Origin of the sequence: Mobiluncus mulieris ATCC 35243 (assembly GCF_000160615.1) — a bacterium.
Taxonomy (GTDB): domain Bacteria; phylum Actinomycetota; class Actinomycetes; order Actinomycetales; family Actinomycetaceae; genus Mobiluncus; species Mobiluncus mulieris.
Genome location: NZ_GG668518.1, coordinates 123,062 through 140,540 on the forward strand (window position 1 = coordinate 123,062; position 17,479 = coordinate 140,540).

Annotated in this window: 16 protein-coding genes and 3 tRNA genes; 17 read left to right on the plus strand and 2 right to left on the minus strand. The window is 57.0% G+C overall.

What is annotated here, in order from left to right; genetic code table 11:
* The first annotated feature begins 4 nt into the window (after positions 1 to 4).
* The 14 genes from HMPREF0577_RS00485 to HMPREF0577_RS00550 all read left to right on the plus strand — a co-directional run bounded on the left by HMPREF0577_RS00485 (position 5) and on the right by HMPREF0577_RS00550 (position 15,162).
* Positions 5 to 457, plus strand: coding sequence for a hypothetical protein (locus HMPREF0577_RS00485; RefSeq protein WP_244854260.1), 453 nt, complete (start codon positions 5 to 7; stop codon positions 455 to 457).
* 100 nt (positions 458 to 557) lie between these two features.
* Complete coding sequence (gene atpB / locus HMPREF0577_RS00490) at positions 558 to 1,388, plus strand: F0F1 ATP synthase subunit A (protein WP_004011671.1); 831 nt, start codon at positions 558 to 560, stop codon at positions 1,386 to 1,388.
* A gap of 60 nt (positions 1,389 to 1,448) precedes the next feature.
* Entirely contained in the window at positions 1,449 to 1,664 is a 216-nt protein-coding gene (gene atpE / locus HMPREF0577_RS00495) for an ATP synthase F0 subunit C (protein WP_004011672.1), read from the plus strand.
* Between the two features lie 22 nt (positions 1,665 to 1,686).
* Positions 1,687 to 2,241 carry a F0F1 ATP synthase subunit B gene (locus HMPREF0577_RS00500; protein ID WP_004011673.1) on the plus strand — a complete coding sequence of 185 codons (555 nt, stop codon included), beginning with the start codon at positions 1,687 to 1,689 and terminating at the stop codon, positions 2,239 to 2,241.
* Between the two features lie 27 nt (positions 2,242 to 2,268).
* The gene (atpH, locus tag HMPREF0577_RS00505; protein ID WP_081443306.1) at positions 2,269 to 3,090 is read left to right on the plus strand and encodes an ATP synthase F1 subunit delta; all 822 of its coding nucleotides are present in this window, start codon (positions 2,269 to 2,271) and stop codon (positions 3,088 to 3,090) included.
* A 55-nt stretch (positions 3,091 to 3,145) separates the two neighbouring features.
* A complete protein-coding gene (gene atpA, locus HMPREF0577_RS00510; RefSeq protein WP_004015214.1) occupies positions 3,146 to 4,777 on the plus strand; it encodes a F0F1 ATP synthase subunit alpha in 1,632 nt (543 codons plus the stop codon).
* Positions 4,778 to 4,802: 25 nt separating this feature from the next.
* Positions 4,803 to 5,735: a F0F1 ATP synthase subunit gamma gene (locus HMPREF0577_RS00515; RefSeq protein WP_004011676.1), complete on the plus strand. Its 933-nt coding sequence runs from the start codon at positions 4,803 to 4,805 to the stop codon at positions 5,733 to 5,735.
* 36 nt (positions 5,736 to 5,771) lie between these two features.
* The gene (gene atpD, locus HMPREF0577_RS00520; RefSeq protein ID WP_004011677.1) at positions 5,772 to 7,208 is read left to right on the plus strand and encodes a F0F1 ATP synthase subunit beta; all 1,437 of its coding nucleotides are present in this window, start codon (positions 5,772 to 5,774) and stop codon (positions 7,206 to 7,208) included.
* Entirely contained in the window at positions 7,208 to 7,525 is a 318-nt protein-coding gene (locus tag HMPREF0577_RS00525) for a F0F1 ATP synthase subunit epsilon (protein ID WP_004011678.1), read from the plus strand. Before atpD ends, HMPREF0577_RS00525 begins: the two co-directional genes overlap by 1 nt.
* Positions 7,526 to 7,533: 8 nt before the next feature.
* Positions 7,534 to 7,980, plus strand: coding sequence for a DUF2550 domain-containing protein (locus tag HMPREF0577_RS00530; RefSeq protein WP_004011679.1), 447 nt, complete (start codon positions 7,534 to 7,536; stop codon positions 7,978 to 7,980).
* Between the two features lie 171 nt (positions 7,981 to 8,151).
* Complete coding sequence (nucS, locus tag HMPREF0577_RS00535) at positions 8,152 to 8,952, plus strand: endonuclease NucS (protein ID WP_004011680.1); 801 nt, start codon at positions 8,152 to 8,154, stop codon at positions 8,950 to 8,952.
* Positions 8,953 to 9,236: 284 nt separating this feature from the next.
* Positions 9,237 to 10,028 (plus strand): CAMP factor family pore-forming toxin, encoded by a 792-nt coding sequence (locus HMPREF0577_RS00540; RefSeq protein ID WP_004011681.1) that lies wholly within the window; start codon positions 9,237 to 9,239, stop codon positions 10,026 to 10,028.
* 201 nt (positions 10,029 to 10,229) lie between these two features.
* Positions 10,230 to 15,026 (plus strand): 2-oxoacid:acceptor oxidoreductase family protein, encoded by a 4,797-nt coding sequence (locus HMPREF0577_RS00545; RefSeq protein WP_004011682.1) that lies wholly within the window; start codon positions 10,230 to 10,232, stop codon positions 15,024 to 15,026.
* A 55-nt stretch (positions 15,027 to 15,081) separates the two neighbouring features.
* Positions 15,082 to 15,162 (plus strand) — tRNA-Leu (locus HMPREF0577_RS00550).
* A 353-nt stretch (positions 15,163 to 15,515) separates the two neighbouring features.
* On the opposite strand, the gene HMPREF0577_RS00555 is transcribed toward HMPREF0577_RS00550, so the two are convergent.
* Both HMPREF0577_RS00555 and HMPREF0577_RS00560 read right to left on the minus strand, forming a co-directional pair.
* Positions 15,516 to 16,100, minus strand: a complete 585-nt coding sequence (locus HMPREF0577_RS00555; RefSeq protein WP_004011683.1) for a hypothetical protein — start codon at positions 16,098 to 16,100, stop codon at positions 15,516 to 15,518.
* A 48-nt stretch (positions 16,101 to 16,148) separates the two neighbouring features.
* Positions 16,149 to 16,754: a vitamin K epoxide reductase family protein gene (locus tag HMPREF0577_RS00560; protein WP_004011684.1), complete on the minus strand. Its 606-nt coding sequence runs from the start codon at positions 16,752 to 16,754 to the stop codon at positions 16,149 to 16,151.
* A gap of 98 nt (positions 16,755 to 16,852) precedes the next feature.
* Here HMPREF0577_RS00560 and HMPREF0577_RS00565 point away from each other — a divergent pair.
* From HMPREF0577_RS00565 to rpmG, 3 genes are all read left to right on the plus strand, one after another.
* Positions 16,853 to 16,925 (plus strand) — tRNA-Thr (locus HMPREF0577_RS00565).
* Positions 16,926 to 16,963: 38 nt separating this feature from the next.
* Positions 16,964 to 17,037, plus strand: a tRNA-Met gene (locus HMPREF0577_RS00570).
* A 45-nt stretch (positions 17,038 to 17,082) separates the two neighbouring features.
* Positions 17,083 to 17,253 (plus strand): 50S ribosomal protein L33, encoded by a 171-nt coding sequence (rpmG, locus tag HMPREF0577_RS00575; protein WP_004011685.1) that lies wholly within the window; start codon positions 17,083 to 17,085, stop codon positions 17,251 to 17,253.
* The last annotated feature ends 226 nt before the right edge of the window (positions 17,254 to 17,479 follow it).

A 17,479-nucleotide genomic window follows, 5' to 3' on the forward strand; every position in this document is an offset into this window, starting at 1 on the left:
GAGTATGTCAAAACAAAGTTCCGCAAATACAGGGATTCAAATCGGGTCTCAAACTCGGCGTGCCGTCGTGAGTTCTTTGCGGCTTACAGCGATATCGATACTGGTAACCCTGGGTTTAGCGGCGGTTTTGGCGGGTGTCCTGGTGGGGGTTTCTGGCTTGCAAACCGTGGGTTTGTGTGCGGTAGCGGGGCTGTTGCTGCTAGGGATAACCGTGGGCTCGCATCGGTTTGTTTTGCGGGCACCGGATTTGATGATGGTGGGGATGGGGGCAGATTTTGTCCTCAAGTTGCTGCTGTTTTTGGGTTTGGTGGCGGTGGCACGCCAGTTTCCAATCGTGCACCCGCTGGTGCTGTTTTTGACAATGCTGGCTTTGATTTTGGTACAAGCAGTGGTGTTTTCGGTGTCTTTGTTACGGTTGCGGGTGCCTCTGGTAGAGGCTCCGGAAAGGGAAACCTAAATTTTAGAAATTTAATTTTCGCGGGGTGCTAAATCGATTGGGCTTTTATGGTAGCGTTGGTTTGGCGACGAAGAAATAGGATTACTTCAAAGGAGAGTCGATGGGAGTACACATGACCTCGGGTTTGGACTCGGTGTTCGCTCCAGTGCTGGTCTCTGCTAGCGGTGATGGGTTTCACGCTCCTGATATCTCTGACTTGTTCCCCCCGGTGTTTGCTTTCGAGGGCACGGTCTTGGGGATGGATCGAGTGATGATGATTCGTCTGGTGATGTGTCTGGTTTTGGTGCTATGCCTGGTGTTGTATGCGACCCGGGCGAAGCTAGTTCCGGGACGGGTGCAAACCTTGATGGAAATGGGTTTTGATTTCTGCCGCAAGAACATCAGCGAAGAGATTATCGGCCAGGAGCTGGGACGCAAGTATTCCCCGATTATCACCGCGATTTTCTTCACGGTGTTGTTTATGAACATCGCTGGAATTATTCCGGGTTTCAACTTGGCTGGAACCGCGAAACCGGGTTTCCCGCTGTTGCTGGCGGTTTTCTCTTGGTTCGTGTTTGTCTATGCGGGGATTCGGGAAACCGGTTTGGGACATTTTGTAAAGTCCAGTCTGTTCCCGCCGGGGGTTCCCTGGGTGCTCTATATCTTGCTGACCCCGATTGAACTGATTTCGACTTTCATTATTCGACCCTTCACCCTGTTTGTCCGGCTTTTGGCCAATATGATTGCGGGACACTTCCTTTTGGCGCTGACCTTGAGTGCTTCGAATTATTTTCTGTTTGCGCATCTTTCGACGCTGTCTCCCCTGGGGATTCTCACCTTTGCGGCGGCTTTCGCCTTTACGCTGTTCGAGATTCTGGTGGCCTTCCTCCAGGCCTATATCTTCGCGGTACTCACTGCCGTATACGTGAATCTTTCGGTTCACGCCCATTAGAAAACACAAGCTTCCCGGGTCGACCGGCTCGGGAAATAACAAGAAAAAGGAAAGAAAAACATGACTGGAAGTGTAGCAGTACTTGCAACCATTGGCTACGGTCTCGCTACGCTCGGACCGGGAATCGGTCTGGGCATCTTGATTGGCCACACCCAGGATTCTATTGCCCGCCAACCGGAGCTTGCCGGCAAGCTTACGGTGAACATGTTCATCGGTATCGCCTTCGTCGAAGCCCTGGCTTTGATTGGTTTGGTGGCTGGCTTCCTGTTCCGCTAAATCGGCAAGGAAGTAGTCAATCATGGAATACGTGAACTCATTAGTAGCAGCCGTTGCTGCAGCTGAGGATAAAAATCCGCTGCTGCCGGCGATGTACGACATTGTCTGGTCGGCGATTATTTTTGCCATCATTCTGTTCGTAATCGTGAAAGTCGCGCTGCCCAAGTACAACACTCTGGCTGATGAGCGCGCGATGAAGCTACAGGAAGGCTTGGACGCAACCACCAAGGCTCACGAGGAATCCCAGAAAGCTGAGTCGCGTATCGCCGCTGAGTTGACCGAGGCCAAAGCCGAGGCCGCTAAGATTCGTGACCAGGCTGTGGCTCAGGCCGAAGATATTGTGGCTCGCGCCCAGGCTCGAGCTGAACAGGAAGCCAAGCGCATCGTCGAAACTGCCCAGCGCCAGATTGAAGCGGAGCGGGTGGCTGCCGAACAGTCCCTGCGCGCTGAGGTCGGCGGTCTCGCCACCCAGTTGGCAGAAAAGATTGTGGGCGAGCAGCTAAAGGACGAGGCTCTTTCGGCGCGTGTGGTGGATCGTTTCTTGGACGAGTTGGACAAGCAGGTAGCCGCTGTTTAGGCGGTCGGATTAAAGGGGAAAAGTTTCATGAGAGCCTCATCGGTTAGAACCCTGGCCACTATGGTGGTGGCTGCGGACAAGACACTTGGTCAGGCCTCCGAGGCAGATGGCTCCAAGGTCGCCGAAGAGTTTTTTGCGCTATCAAATTTGTTTGATAGTGATATTCGGCTCGCGCGCAACCTCACAGATTCGGCACGGACTCCCGGCGACAAACAAGCCTTGGTAACCAAAATTTTCACCGGGAAGCTTTCGGCTCCGCTTCTGGAAGCCATGCGTGTCGGCGCGGCGGGACGTTGGTCTAACGAGGCGGATTTGGGTGAGACTTGTCGCCTGTTAGGCAAGCATGTTTTGCTGAAAACCGCCTCGGATAACGGGAAACTTGACCAGGTGGAGCGCGATGTTTTCGCGATGGGACAGATTATCGCTAAGAACCGTGATTTGCGAAACTTCTTGACCGACCGGCATCGAGCTCCCACTGCCCAACGAATTGCAGCTTTCAACAAGCTCGTCGGCTCCCAAGTGGATGTATTGTCCTTGCGCCTCGTGAATGCGGTGATAGAGCGTGCCCAGCCGGGGCGGATTAGCGCCGATATTCGCGCCGTGCTGGAATCAGCAGCACAAATGCGTTCCCGCACTATGGCCACGATTTACGCTGCGAAACCCTTGAGTGAAACCCAACACGCCCGTTTGGTGAATTTATTGTCTAAACAGGCAGGGCACGACGTGGTGGTCAATGTGGTTATTGACCCCCTTGTGGTGGGTGGTCTAAAGATTCAGCGCGGAGACATCGTCATGGACGGCGCTGTCTCTACCAAGGCGGAACAGTTCCGCCGGCAACTGGCTAGTTAAAATAATAAAACTCCAGGGAACCCCTTGGAGCAGAACCGAAAAAGAAGGAATGCTGATGGCTGAGCTATCAATAAGTCCCCAGGACATCAAGAGTGCCTTGGACGAATTCGTAGAGTCCTACGAACCGTCTGCCGCCACGGCGGAAGAAGTTGGCTATGTAACCGAGGCCGCTGATGGTATTGCCCACGTCGAGGGGCTGCCCGGCACTATGGCCAACGAGCTGCTGCGCTTCCAAGATGGGACGCTGGGGTTGGCGATGAACCTCGATGTGCGCGAAATCGGCGCTATTGTCCTGGGTGATTTCACTGGAATCGAGGAAGGCCAAGAGGTCTACCGTACCGGGGATGTGCTCTCCGTGCCGGTGGGGGACGGATATCTCGGCCGGGTGGTTGACCCCCTGGGTAACCCCATCGACGGGCTAGGCGAAATCAAGGATGTGGCGGGACGCCGTGCCCTGGAGCTGCAGGCTCCCGGCGTAATGATGCGCCGTTCGGTGTGTGAGCCGCTACAGACCGGGCTGAAGGCCATTGATTCGATGATTCCGATTGGCCGTGGTCAGCGCGAGCTCATCATCGGGGATCGCCAGACCGGTAAGACCGCCATCGCTATTGACACGATTTTGAACCAGCGTGACAACTGGAAGTCGGGCGACCCCAGCAAACAGGTGCGTTGCATCTATGTGGCGGTTGGTCAAAAGGGTTCCACTATTGCCTCGGTGAAGGGTGCCCTTGAAGATGGGGGAGCGATGGAATACACCACGATTGTGGCCTCGCCCGCTTCGGATGCGGCCGGCTTCAAGTACTTGGCTCCCTACACCGGTTCTGCTATTGGCCAGCACTGGATGTACGAAGGTAAGCACGTTTTGATTGTTTTCGACGATCTTTCCAAGCAAGCCGAGGCCTACCGTGCGGTGTCGCTGCTGTTGCGCCGCCCCCCGGGGCGTGAAGCCTATCCCGGTGACGTGTTCTATCTGCACTCCCGCCTGTTGGAGCGCTGCGCGAAACTTTCCGATGAACTGGGCGGTGGTTCCATGACCGGCCTGCCGATTATCGAAACCAAGGCAAATGATGTTTCGGCGTATATTCCGACCAACGTGATTTCTATCACTGACGGCCAGATTTTCTTGCAGTCAGACCTGTTCAACGCCAACCAGCGTCCCGCCGTGGATGTGGGCATCTCGGTGTCCCGTGTCGGCGGTGATGCCCAGGTCAAGGCCATGAAGAAGGTCGCCGGTACCCTCAAGATTACCTTGGCACAGTACCGTTCGATGGCGGCCTTCGCGATGCTGGCTTCCGACTTGGATGCCACCACCCGCCGCCAGTTGACCCGAGGCGAGAAACTGATGGAGCTGCTAAAGCAGCCGCAGGGAACCCCCTATCCGGTTGAAGAGCAGATTTGCTCGATTTGGGCGGGTACCAATGGCTATCTTGATGACATCGCCACCGACAAAGTTCTGCAGTTCGAACGCGACTGGCTGGACTACCTGCGTAAAGAGGAATCTATCTTAAAGGAGCTGCGGGAAACCGGGGCGTGGCCCGACGAGCTGGTGGCGCGCCTGGAAACGGCGGTAAAAGCCTTCCGTAAGACCTACGAACTGGTTCCAGAAAAGAAACTGGATGCTATCGGTGGCGAGGCAGAAGCCGAGCACTCCGAGGAACAGATTGTGGCGCGCAGCTCCCGCAGCTAGAGCCTAGAGGAAGAAAGCAAAAGACATGGCAGGTTCGCAAAGAGCTCTGAAACAGCGCATCCGCTCTACCGAGACGCTGCAAAAGATTTTCCGTGCTATGGAAATGATTGCAGCCTCGCGAGTCGGCAAGGCGCGCGGAGCTGCGGAATCAATTACCACCTATGACTCCGCAATTGCCGCTGCGGTGGCGGCGGTTTCCGCGCACTCGTCGCTGAATCACCCCCTGATTACCGAACGCACCGATACCAAAAAGGTCGCGGTGTTGGCTGTTACCTCTGACCGAGGCATGGCCGGGGCATATTCCGCTGCTATCTTGCGGGAAACGGAACGTCTGATTGAGCGGTTGCACAATGAAGGCAAAGAGCCGGTGATTTATGTTTCGGGGCGGCGTGCCTTGAGCTACTTCAACTTCCGGGGCATTGAAATCGCCGCCTCGTGGACAGGTAACTCGGATCGCCCTTCGGAAACCAGAACCCAAGAAATCGCCCGACGTCTGTTAGGGGATTTCTTGGCTCCGGCCGACCAGGGCGGGGTCAGCGAACTATACATGGTTTACACCAAGTTCCGTTCCATGGTTTCTCAAGTCCCTCAGGTGCGCAAAATGCTGCCCATCAAGGTTATTGATCCGGACGAAGAAATCCAGATTGACGGCATGGGTTTGGCCGATATGCGCAAAGATTCGGTGCTGCCACTTTACGAGTTTGAGCCGAATGCCCACGAAGTCTTGGAAACCGTGATGCCGCTGTACGTGGAATCCCGAATTCGCGCCGCATTGTTGCATGCGGCGGCCGCCGAACTGGCCAGCCGTCAAAACGCGATGCATTCCGCCACCGACAACGCCCAAGACCTGATTAGCGGCCTGACTCGCGAGATGAACCAGGCACGCCAGGCCGAAATCACCACAGAAATCTCTGAAATCGTTTCCGGTGCGGATGCACTGAAGGAAACGAAGAAATAACCGCACAAAAACACTAGGAAACGCTGAGGAAAAACAATGGCTGAAGAGAAGAAAAACGGAACCGGGCGGATTGCCCGCGTGATTGGCCCGGTGGTGGATATCGAGTTTCCCCCCGACCAGTTGCCGGATATGTACAACGCCTTGATTGTCAACTACAAGGGCATGGGTGGCGAAGACCAGTCCATGACCCTGGAAGTAGCTCAGCACCTGGGCGACAATATTGTGCGCGCTATCGCCTTGAAACCTACTGACGGTTTGGTGCGCGGTGGCAAGGTAATTGATACCGGTGCTCCCATTTCAGTTCCGGTGGGGGACATCACCAAGGGACATGTATTCAACGTGACCGGGGACTGCTTGAACCTCAAGGAAGGCGAAACCATCGAGGTTAAGGAACGCTGGTCTATTCACCGTAACCCCCCGACCTTCGACAAGCTGGAATCCAAAACCCAGATGTTTGAAACCGGGATTAAGGTTATCGACCTGCTGACTCCCTACGTCCAGGGCGGCAAGATTGGCCTGTTCGGTGGTGCCGGGGTGGGCAAGACCGTGTTGATTCAAGAGATGATTCAACGCGTGGCTCAAGACCACGGCGGGGTATCCGTCTTTGCCGGGGTGGGCGAGCGTACCCGCGAGGGTAATGACCTGATTCACGAAATGGCAGACGCTGGCGTGCTGGATAAAACCGCGATGGTTTTCGGCCAGATGGACGAGCCCCCGGGGACCCGTTTGCGGGTAGCTTTGTCCGGGCTAACCATGGCCGAATACTTCCGCGATGTGCAAAACCAGGACGTGTTGCTGTTCATCGACAATATCTTCCGCTTCACCCAGGCTGGCTCCGAGGTTTCCACCCTGTTGGGCCGGATGCCTTCCGCCGTGGGCTACCAGCCCAACCTGGCTGACGAGATGGGTCAGCTCCAGGAGCGGATTACCTCGGCGGGTGGTCACTCGATTACCTCGCTGCAAGCGATTTACGTCCCGGCCGACGACTACACCGACCCGGCGCCGGCCACCACTTTCGCCCACCTGGATGCGACCACGAACCTGTCGCGTGACATTGCCTCGCGTGGCTTGTACCCGGCGGTGGATCCCTTGGCTTCGACTTCCCGAATCCTTGACCCGCGCTATGTCGGCAAAGAACACTACGAAGTCGCCACCCAGGTTAAACAGATTCTGCAAAAGAACAAGGAACTGCAAGACATCATTGCTATCTTGGGTGTCGATGAACTTTCGGAAGAAGACAAAGTCACCGTGGCTCGGGCTCGTCGTATCGAACAGTTCTTGTCCCAGAACACCTACATGGCCACAAAGTTCACCGGTATTGACGGGTCGACGGTACCGCTGTCCGAAACCATCGAGGCGTTCAAACGGATTTGTGAAGGGAAGTACGACCACATTCCGGAACAGGCCTTTTTCAATATTGGTGGTATCGAGGATCTCGAAGCTGCCTGGGCTAAACTCCAGAAGGAAATGTGATGTCCCTGAAAGTTGCAGTTGTCGACCGCGCCCATACCCTGTTCCAAGGCGAGGCGCACCAAGTGGTGGTGCCCGCAGCGAACGGCGACCTGGGGATTTTGCCGGGGCACCAACCCCTGCTGGTGGTGCTGCGTCCCGGCAAAGTCCGGGTCACGTCTAACGGGAAAACCCAGGAGCTAGCGGTCACCTCTGGTTTCGCCTCGGTTGATAACAACGCAGTGACGGTGGTTTTGGGCTCGGATCTTTCAGAATCGGATAACGGTTCTGGCGCCCCCCGTGATGCGCTTTCCGCGCCGCCCAACGCGAGCGGAGAATAGGGGTTTTCGTGGTAGATGTTGCGAGTTCCGTGGTTACGGTATTAGTCTTCATTTTGCTTGCTTTGAGTATCCTGGCGGTCTACTTTATCGCCCGCCTGAAGATTAAGGCCTTGAATGCGGGCTCGTTCAATGTGGCTTACCGGGAAAAGCCCGAAGATACCTGGGTGGCCGGCGTATGCCACTATGCCGAGGATTTACTGAAATGGTACCGGCTTTTCTCGCTGAAGTGGGGTTCTTCGGTGCGCTGGACGCGCCAGGATTTCGAAATTCTCAACTCTGAAGTACGCGAAGCCGATGGCGAGACGCTGGCGATTCTGCACTGTCGTGCCGGTCAGGCTAAACATGGTCAGATTGAACCCCCCGCTGATTTCTATCTCGCGATGGGGGTTCATGATTATTCTGGCTTGGTTTCCTGGATGGAATCTGTCCCGCCCCAGGCAGCTGAGGTTTTCTGAAAACGCCGGTATGACGGCTGGCACCTCATGAATCTGGCGTAACCAACGAAACCAACGAAACCGGCTAAGCCAACGTAACCAACAGAATCTCTGAATCTGGCGTAACCAACGAACCCGAAGCCACCGGCCGCCCCGCCGCAATCTGCGCCGGGCCTTTGCTAAACTAGGGCAATGCGTTTGGTAATCGCGGATTGCGAAGTCAACTATTCCGGGCGCCTCGACGCGCATCTGGCTCCCGCCCGCCGCCTGATTATGGTTAAGGCCGACGGTTCGGTGCTGATTCACTGTGATGGGGGCTCGTATAAGCCGCTGAACTGGATGAGTGCTCCGTGTCGCCTGGAGGTGATTCGGGGCGAAACTCCCGTTCATGAGGTGCCATCCCGGGAAACGGACGTAACGGGAATTGCGCCTCATGAAAACGCCGCTGGCGCGGCTGATTCCCAGCGTGACGACCCCGCCGCTGGCTCTACCGAAACCGGTGACGGCGCACAAACCTGGCGGGTGACCACCAAAAAGAACGAGACCCTGGTCATCGAGATTTCGCGGGTGTATTCCGATGAAACCTTTGGTCTTGGCATTGACCCCGGCTTGGAAAAGGACGGGGTGGAAAAACATCTCCAGGCGCTGTTGGCCGAACAAGTCGAAGCCGTGCTGGGGAAGGACTGGCGGCTGGTGCGTCGGGAATGGCCGACCCCGATTGGGCCGGTTGACCTGCTGGTTCGCGACCCCGAAGGACACCCGGTGGCGATTGAAGTCAAACGACGCGGCGAGATTGACGGGGTGGAACAGTTGACCCGCTATCTGGAACTGTTGGGACGCCAGCCGGAGTTGGCTGGGCTTACCGGGATTTTCGCGGCGCAAGAAATCAAAGCCCAGGCGCGTACCCTGGCCGAAGACCGGGGTATCCGGTGTGTTTTGCTTGACTATGATGCCCTGCGAGGGATGGATGACTGCATCAACCGACTTTTTTAGGTTTTTCAGCTTTAGCCTGGGGAAAACCTGGGAACTTTAGATTCCTGTCAGATTGTCCATTACAGGAAATATCTCGCATTAAGGCATCTACCAGCACTTTTATGTAAACTGAACGCCTGGTAAGTGACATTGTTATCACAAGCGACTAACGGGCCTTCACTTTTTTATCAGAATGCTCTATGGTTGTATTCAGCAACCAATCGGAAACGATTCCGTTGCCAGGGTCAAGAGAAGGGTCTCGGACTCACAGTTTTCCACAGATTTAGCAAGAAGGATTATCAAACATGAACAAAAAGTTTATTGGTTTCGCTTTGGCCGCGTCTTTAGTACTCCCCGGTTTGGCTGCTCCTACGGTAGCTTTTGCCGCTGACGACAACACCAATACTACGGTGGCTGCTATCACCACCGCCCCCGAAACTTTGACTCGTACCACTGCGGCAGAATACCTGGATCAAATCAACAATGCTATTGCAAATGTCCAGGAAGCCCAGAAAAACGATCCGCAGGCTGATTGGGGCAAGGAAATCAGTAAGTTGTTGTCCACGGCAGCGGAACTATCGCAGGTGATGGAATCAGTGGCGCAGCACGGTATGAATCTGGCTGATGCTGACCTCGAGATTGCTCGCGCCCAGCTAGTAGTAGAGATTGGTTCCACCATCAAGAAATCCTCCGATAACCTTCGCTACAAGATTCAAAAGGCACATGTGGAACTGGGCTTTGCGGTGACTCGTGCAATCATCCGCGTGGCCAATATTGGTGCCAAGACCCCGCAGTTGTTGGATTCCATCAAAGACTTGCAAGAAACCTACGAGCGGGTTTCGACCTATCCAGAACTCACCGCCACCAGCCGCGCTAACTTCTATATCAAGAACGGCTTGAACAAGTTTATCTGGAAGGTTCGCGTCGCCCGTGACAAGAACATCCTCGGCAAGAAGCCTTACAAGGTTTACCGCCAGTTGAACCGCGAAATCACCAAGGCGGTGGGCGTGTGGTTCCGGGCTCGCGCTACCGTACAGGATGTGGCTAATGCGGTGGAGCGTCTAGATAATGCTTACAAAACTGCGTTGAATTCCTAAAACGCTACTAATATCTAAGGGCGCTGTCTCGGCAGAGACGGCGCCCTTAGATTTTGTTCCCGCGCTTTACAACTAAGCTGCTGGGGGAAGGGGGTGTGGCCTTGGTGGAAAAAGAAAATTGTGGCAAAAACTAATAGACTTCTACCGGGGAAAATATCAGGCCGAAAACCTGCCTCAGCCCAGGAAGGAGACAAGCACCTCATGAACCAGCCGAAGTATCCCGGCGAAACCCAGGTTATCAACGGAAATGTGGCGGTGGCGCGCGTGATGAACCTGGTTTGCGGCGGGGTTATCGGCTATCCCATTACGCCTTCCACCGAAATCGCCGAGACCTTCCAACTCAATGTGGCGTCCGGCCAGAAAAACGTCTGGGGACGTCACCCGTTCTTTTTTGAACCCGAGGGCGAGCATTCCGCTCAATCCGGGGCGATGGGCGCGGCCTTGACCGGCGGGAAGTTTATTTCCAATGCTTCGAGCTCCCAGGGGATTCTCTATGCGATGGAATCCCACTATGTGACGGTTGGCAAGCGGATTGGTGGTTTCGTGCTGCACGTGGCCTCGCGGGTGGTGGCCAGGCATTCCCTGAATGTCATGGGCGGGCACGACGACGTGTATTCCCTGTTGCCGGCCGGTTACACGGTGTTGTTCGGGGCGAACCCAGAGGAAGCCGCCGACCTGGCTTTGATTTCCTATCGCACATCGTCGCTGAGCCTGATTCCGGTGGCGAACTGCATGGACGGGTTTTCGACCAGCCATATGCTCAGCGAGGCGCGGCTGCCCAGCGCGGACTTGGTCAAGGAGTATCTGGGCGACCCGGCCGGATACATTCCCTGTCCCACCGTTGCCCAGGAGGTGCTGTACGGTGCGGCGGGGCGGGTGGCACAGTTTGAGGGGTATCTGGCGAAACATCGAGCTTGCTTGTCACGAGGTGCCAGGGAGGTTATCGACGCTTTGTTGGAGACCCGCGCGGCCGACTGTGAGGCGGATGTGTCCGGGGAATTATTCGATGCGGAAATCGCCCCGGAATTGCCGGCCGCGACATTGGCGGCCTGGCGGCGCCAATGGGTGAATGCCCCGGTGAAAGGCACCCGGAAACTGGTTCCCGCGCTGGTGGATTTGGATAATCCCGGGATGACGGGCGGGGTGCAAAACCAACCGGATTTCCAGGCCGGGGTGGCTGACCATCGTACCCACTTCGTGGCGGATGTGCCGCAGCTGGTGCGCCGAGCCATGGCGGAATACAATGCCTTGACTGGGCGGGACTATGCACCCTTGAAGTGTTTTGACACCAATGATGCGGATTATATTTTTGTGGGCTTGGGCTCCATTTGCGAAGATGTCCAAGCGGTTTTGCCGCATTTGCGCCGGCTGGGGCTGCGGGTTGGGCTGGTGCAGGTTGTTTTGCTCCAACCCTTTCCGGAGGCGGAGTTGGTGGCGGCGTTGCGCGGGGCGAAACATGTCACGGTTTTGGAACGTTCTGACCAGGCAGCTTTGGCCAAGTTCGTGGACAGTGCCTTGGTGAAAGCTGCCCAAAACGCGGTGGCGGCTGCTCGTGGGCAAGACCCGCGTTTCCCGGGGATTGCGGCCGTGGACACCGCCGCGCTGCCGCTACTTTCGACGGGGTTCTTTGGGATTGGTGGCCATGATGTGCAGCCGCGACACTTGATTGGTGCCGCGAAAGCGATGGCCACGGGCACGGCTGCCCCCGAGTTCTACCTTGGTTCGACCTTCTTTGATCCGGCTGCCACTGGGGAGTTGCGGGTCATCCAGGACAAACTGCGCCGGGCCTATCCCCAGACCGAGCGTATGGCTTTGCAGCTGGAGGATAATCCGCCTGACCTGTTGCCCCCTCAAACCTTGCGGATTCGTTTCCACTCGGTGGGGGGATATGGCACGATTGCCACGGGTAAGCTGCTGGCCGATATTCTGGCCGAAGTGCTGGGGTTGTATTCCAAGGCGGCGCCGAAGTATGGTTCGGAGAAGTCTGGAGCTCCCACGAATTATTATATCACACTTGGTCCGGAGCCGATTAAAATTACCAACGCCGACTTGGAAGACGTCGAGATTGTGGTTTCCCCCGATCACATGGTGTTTGCTCACGATAATCCCTTGCGAGGCTTGCGCCCGGGGGGCACGTTCATCATACAGTCCCGGGAAACCCCGGAGGATTTCTGGGCGGGTTTGCCGCCGATTGCCCGCGAAACGATTCGGGCGCGGGGGCTGAATGTGTTTGTGCTCGATGCTTTCGGGGTGGCTAAACGCCACGCCCCCACGACTGCCCTGCAAACCCGCATGATGGGGGTGGCTTTCATCGGGGCAATCGGGGCGAAAGTCGACCGGATTGCTGCGGGAGCCTCTGAAGCGGATATGTTGGCAAAGATTCGCGAGCAAATTGAATATAAATTCGGCAATAAAGGTGCCCAGGTGGTGGCGGCAAACCTAGAGGTTATTGCCGAGGGCGCGGCCGCCGCCCAGCGGGTCGACTGGGAGCGTTTCGATGCGGCGGGGACTGCGGTGGCGCAAGACGCGACCCGCACCCGAAAACCACTGTCGATTTCAACCCAGATGTGCCAGCGCGGCTGTCCGGCGCTGACCAATGGACTGTTCAACCAAGATTACTTTAACAAAACTGTGGCCGAGCCGTTCACGCGCGGCAAAATCAGCGAGGCACCAGTTTATCCCGGCGCGGGCTTCTTTATGCCCCCCGCGTCCTCGGCAGACAAGAACAAAGGCCTGTTTCGACTGCAAATGCCGGTGTTTCACGCGGATACCTGTACCGGTTGTATGGAATGCGCGCTGGTCTGCCCGGATGGGGCGATTCCGAACACGGTTTTCACCATGGACAGTCTGCTAGAGATGACCCTGCGCGAAGCGGGGGACCCGGCCGCGCCGCTGTTGCCCCAAATCAGCGCCATTGAGGCGGCAATGCGGGAAAACCTGTTGGGTCGCAAGGATCGCCCTGGCCTCGCCCAGGTTTTCCGCGAGGCCACCGCCGTGGTGTTGGGGGTTCATGAGGAGCCATCCGCAGACTCGGGCGATGCGCTTGAATCCGCGCCGAATATTCAAGACCCACAGATTCTGGCGGCCGTGGATGCGGTGGCGGGCGTGTTGGAAAGCTATCCGGTGGCACAAACCCGGCCTTTCTTTGATGTGCCCGAAAAAAAGCACCCCGGTTCCGGCGTGCTCTTTGCTGCCACCGTTGACCCGTGGAAATGCACCGGATGCCTGGAATGTGTGGCGGTGTGTGCGCCGGGCTGTCTGCAGCCTGTCGACCAGGATGCCGCCGTGTTGACGCAAGCCAAAGAACGTTTTAGCTACCTGGCGAAACTGCCGAATTCCCCCGACGAGGTCAGCGACCCGACCAGCGGGCCGACCCTGGATTTGAAGCGGATTTTGCTCAATCACGACAACTATTACGCCACGATTGGCGGGCACGGGGCGTGCAAGGGCTGCGGCGAGGTCACGGCGATACGCCAAACCATGTCGCTGGCCAACGAGATTAATCGCCACCGGGTACAAAACCACCGCGCAGAGCTCGAAGATTTGGTTTCTGGCCTGCGCGCCTGGCTGGCCGGAACAGTGCAAGAACCCGTGCTAACAGGCATAGGTGCCGCTGACCCGGTGGCGAGCGAGGACGCCCCCCCGGACACTGCGACTCTCGATAGTGCGGCTAGCGTGGCCAGCCCGGCCGAACTGGACCCGGCGGGCGACCCTGCCCTGCGGGAGCTAGCCGCCGCAGCTTTGGCACGCCTGGAACACCGCCTGTACCGATTTGAGGGCCCGGGCGGGGGCAGGGGACCGGCCGGTACAGTGGTCGCGAACTCGACGGGATGCTCCAGCGTGTATGCTTCCACCACGCCGTACAATGCCTACCAGGAGCCTTGGGTAAACGGCCTGTTCCAAGATGCCCAACCTCTAGCCAAGGGGATTTTTGAAGGTCTGGCAGCCGATTTGACGGCGGATGTGTTGGCAATGCGCCAAGCACGCGCGATTCTAGGCGGAGCGACGGATTCGGGGCAAATCCCTCATGACCCCCCGCAATGGCAGAAATTCACCCCGGAAGAACTGCAACTTATGCCCGCCGTAATGAGTATCTCTGGCGACGGGGCGGCGTATGACATTGGCTTCGGAGCCTTGAGTCGCATACTGTCCAGCGGCACTCCGCTGAAAATGCTGGTGTTGGACACGGGGGCGTATTCCAATACGGGCGGCCAAGCCTCCACCGCGTCCCTGGAAGGACAGGATGCGGATTTGTCACGGCACTCTAAGTACCTCAAGGGTAAGGACGAACAGCGCAAGGAACTAGCGCTGTTGGCCGCGATGCACCCCGGAGTACTGGTGGTTTCCACCACCCCGGCTTTCCAAATGCATTTCCTAAAGAACGTGTCGCGAGCCATGAGCCAAGTGGATTATCCGGCGGTGATTGATGTGTACACGCCATGTCAACCAGAGCACGGTATCGGGGACGACCAGGCGGCGGATCATTCCAAGTTGGCCGTGAAATCGCGGGTTTCGCCCCTGTTTGTACACGAACCGGCGGGGGCAGATTTCCCGGATAGGTTCCTGATTGACGGCAACCCGGAACCCAAAAGTCTGTGGGCACGTCACAAGATCGCTTATGTGGACGATGCCGGTGCGGCAAAGAACCTGCAAACGGTCTATACCCCAGCGGACTTTGCTTTCACCGAAGGCCGGTTCCGCAAGCATTTCACGCTCTTGCCCCCCGACGCCCCAAATCCCACGCCTATCGCGGATTTCATCGAGCTGCCTGAAACAGAACGCGGGGAGGCCACGCCGTTCATCTACGCCACGAATCACGAGGGGCACCTCGTGAAATATCAAGCATCCCCACAGATGGTACGGCTGACCGAACAGCGCAAGGAGTATTGGCGCTTCCTGCAGTACCTGGCCGGGCAAGACCTGGCGGAGCTGCGCAAGACCAACGAAAAACTGGAGGCCGAACTCGCTAAACTCCAAGCCCCCGCCGAGGAAAACTAAGGTTTTATCCCCACTTTGAATTACCGAGCCAAATCAAAGTAAGATTGAAACCTACGCGCGAGTGGCGGAATTGGTAGACGCGCAGGATTTAGGTTCCTGTGTCTTTGACGTAGGGGTTCAAGTCCCCTCTCGCGCACTTTTGTTTGCTCAGGCGCGTGCTGTGTGTTACGTGGTTAGGCGCTACGGCTAAAACGGCCAATCGTGGCCGTTTTTTAACGCCTCCGCACTGTTACTGCGCCGTTGTGTGGCTTCGCCACGCGGCGCAGCCCGCTCTCGCGCACTTTTGTTTGCTTAGGCGCGTGCTGTGCGTGTTACGTGGTTAGGCGCTACGGCTAAAACGGCCAATCGTGGCCGTTTTTTAACGCCTCCGCACTGTTACTGCGCCGTTGTGTGGCTTTGCCACGCGGCCAAGCGTCGCACCACAAGCGCCTCATGAAACTGAGCCACCAAGTGGGCACCCGCCGTGCCGAGCGGCAACTTTTCGAGACCCTAAATCGAAACGGCGCAAACCTCGCTGAGACGCGGCAACGGCCGCGGTTTCGCCGGGGGAGTGGCACGTTTCGCGGCGGCTACCAGCACGGATACGGGGGGCTCGGGTTCCCAACTGAAGGCTTGCAACGGCGCCTTGCCCGCAAGCGTTCCGGTCAAGGCGCGGTTGGGGGCGGCGAACCAGGCGGCGGCTTCGATTCCGTTGACACCGCGTGAATCGAGGACATCCAAGACTGGCGGCAACCCGTGAATGCAGGCTTCGTAAATCTCGGGGGCTTCGAACTGCCACACAGGGTAAATCCACTTGTTATCCAGGGTTTGGAACCCCAAAATCCGTTGGTCTTGCACGGCTTTATGCACGGCTTGCCGCGAGATTCCCAGCCAGTCGCACACGGCTCCGGTGCGGCACACGGCTCCGACTTGCTCGCTGAGCGTGGTGGGGGTGTCCAGAATCGCCTGGGTCAGTTTCAGGGCGTGTGCGGCTTGTTCGGCGGTGAGGGACGCGGCGCGGGGACGTTTCAGCAGTTGCTGGCGCAGCTCTGCTAGGAAGTCGCTTTCGATGCTGGTCAGGGTCTCGCGGCGCATGTTTCCTCCTTTGGGGTGGGTTCATGAGGTGCCACCAGGCAATCCGCCTTAGAACAAATACATCAGCTTGTCTGGCAGCATCACGGCTATTATCAAGATTATCAGCAGGAACACGGCTATGGTCAGCAGCCACCGCTGTTGTGTCCAAAATTTGCGGAACCCGGGTGGCAGCCAGGGCAAATGTCCCAGTCGCATCAGCGCGGCTCCCAGGTGAATCCAAATCAGTATCGTGGCGCCCCACACCAGCAGGCAAAACGGGCACAGCGTTCGAAAGAAAGTCACGGATTGTTGCAAAAAGAAGAATATCAAGGCGAGGGAAGCCGTCAATCCGGTTTCTATCAGCAGCGGCAGCCAGCGCGGCAGTCGTCCGCCCCACCAGGCCAGGAACACCCCGGCTAGCCCGGCATACAGTCCCACTCCGACCAGCGCATTTGGTATGCCCAGCAGCAAGTGTGCCTGCCAGCTCATCAGCGAGGAGGAACATCCTATCAGCGGGTTTAAATCGCATCCCAGTCCGCTACCCGGGTTGCTCAGATGCGTTATTTCAGATAAAACCAGTTCCGCGCTGGCGGCGAGCGCCACCAGAGTGGCTCCCACCAGCAGTCCCACCGTCTTCGTTGTCGGTCTTTCTGGATACCCTGTGTTCTGATTCATGTTTGCATCTTAGCTTATCCGCAGTTTAACCCCGAGATTTCAGTGTAAACACTTCAGTTTGTGTCGCGCGATTTAATCAGGTAGACTTTAGTGTCGTTGCCCCGGTAGCTCAGTCGGCAGAGCGTCTCCATGGTAAGGAGAAGGTCCAGAGTTCGATTCTCTGCCGGGGCTCGCTTGCCGCTAGTGCCCGGCTACGCGGCGCAGAACGCGGCGGGGTAGCTCAGTTGGTGAGAGCGCACGACTCATAATCGTGAGGTCGAGGGTTCGAATCCCTCCCCCGCTACGAACCGGCCGGTTCGGGACACGCTAGGAATAAAGGATTACTACAGTGGCTGCTAAGTCTAAAGATATTCGCCCGAAGATTACGATGGCTTGCACGGTGTGCAAGGAACGCAACTACATCACGAAGAAGAACCGTCGCAACACGCCGGATCGCTTGGAGCTCAATAAATATTGCCCGCGTTGCAAAAAGTCTACTTCGCATAAGGAAACCCGCTAGGTTCCGCTGGTTCCTGGGTTCAAGCCGCCGTGAGGCGGCTTTTCCTGTTTAATCTCCTCGGTTACGTTGGTCGCACGGCTTCATGAGGTGCCATCGCGGACACATAAGCGCTTTGCTAAGGTAATACCTTTCCTAAATCCCCGGGTCAGGGGCTTATCCCGTTATAAAGCATTCTCAATGAGGGGCTTATGCGTCCATCATCAGATAAGCCCCTCATGAACCCCAT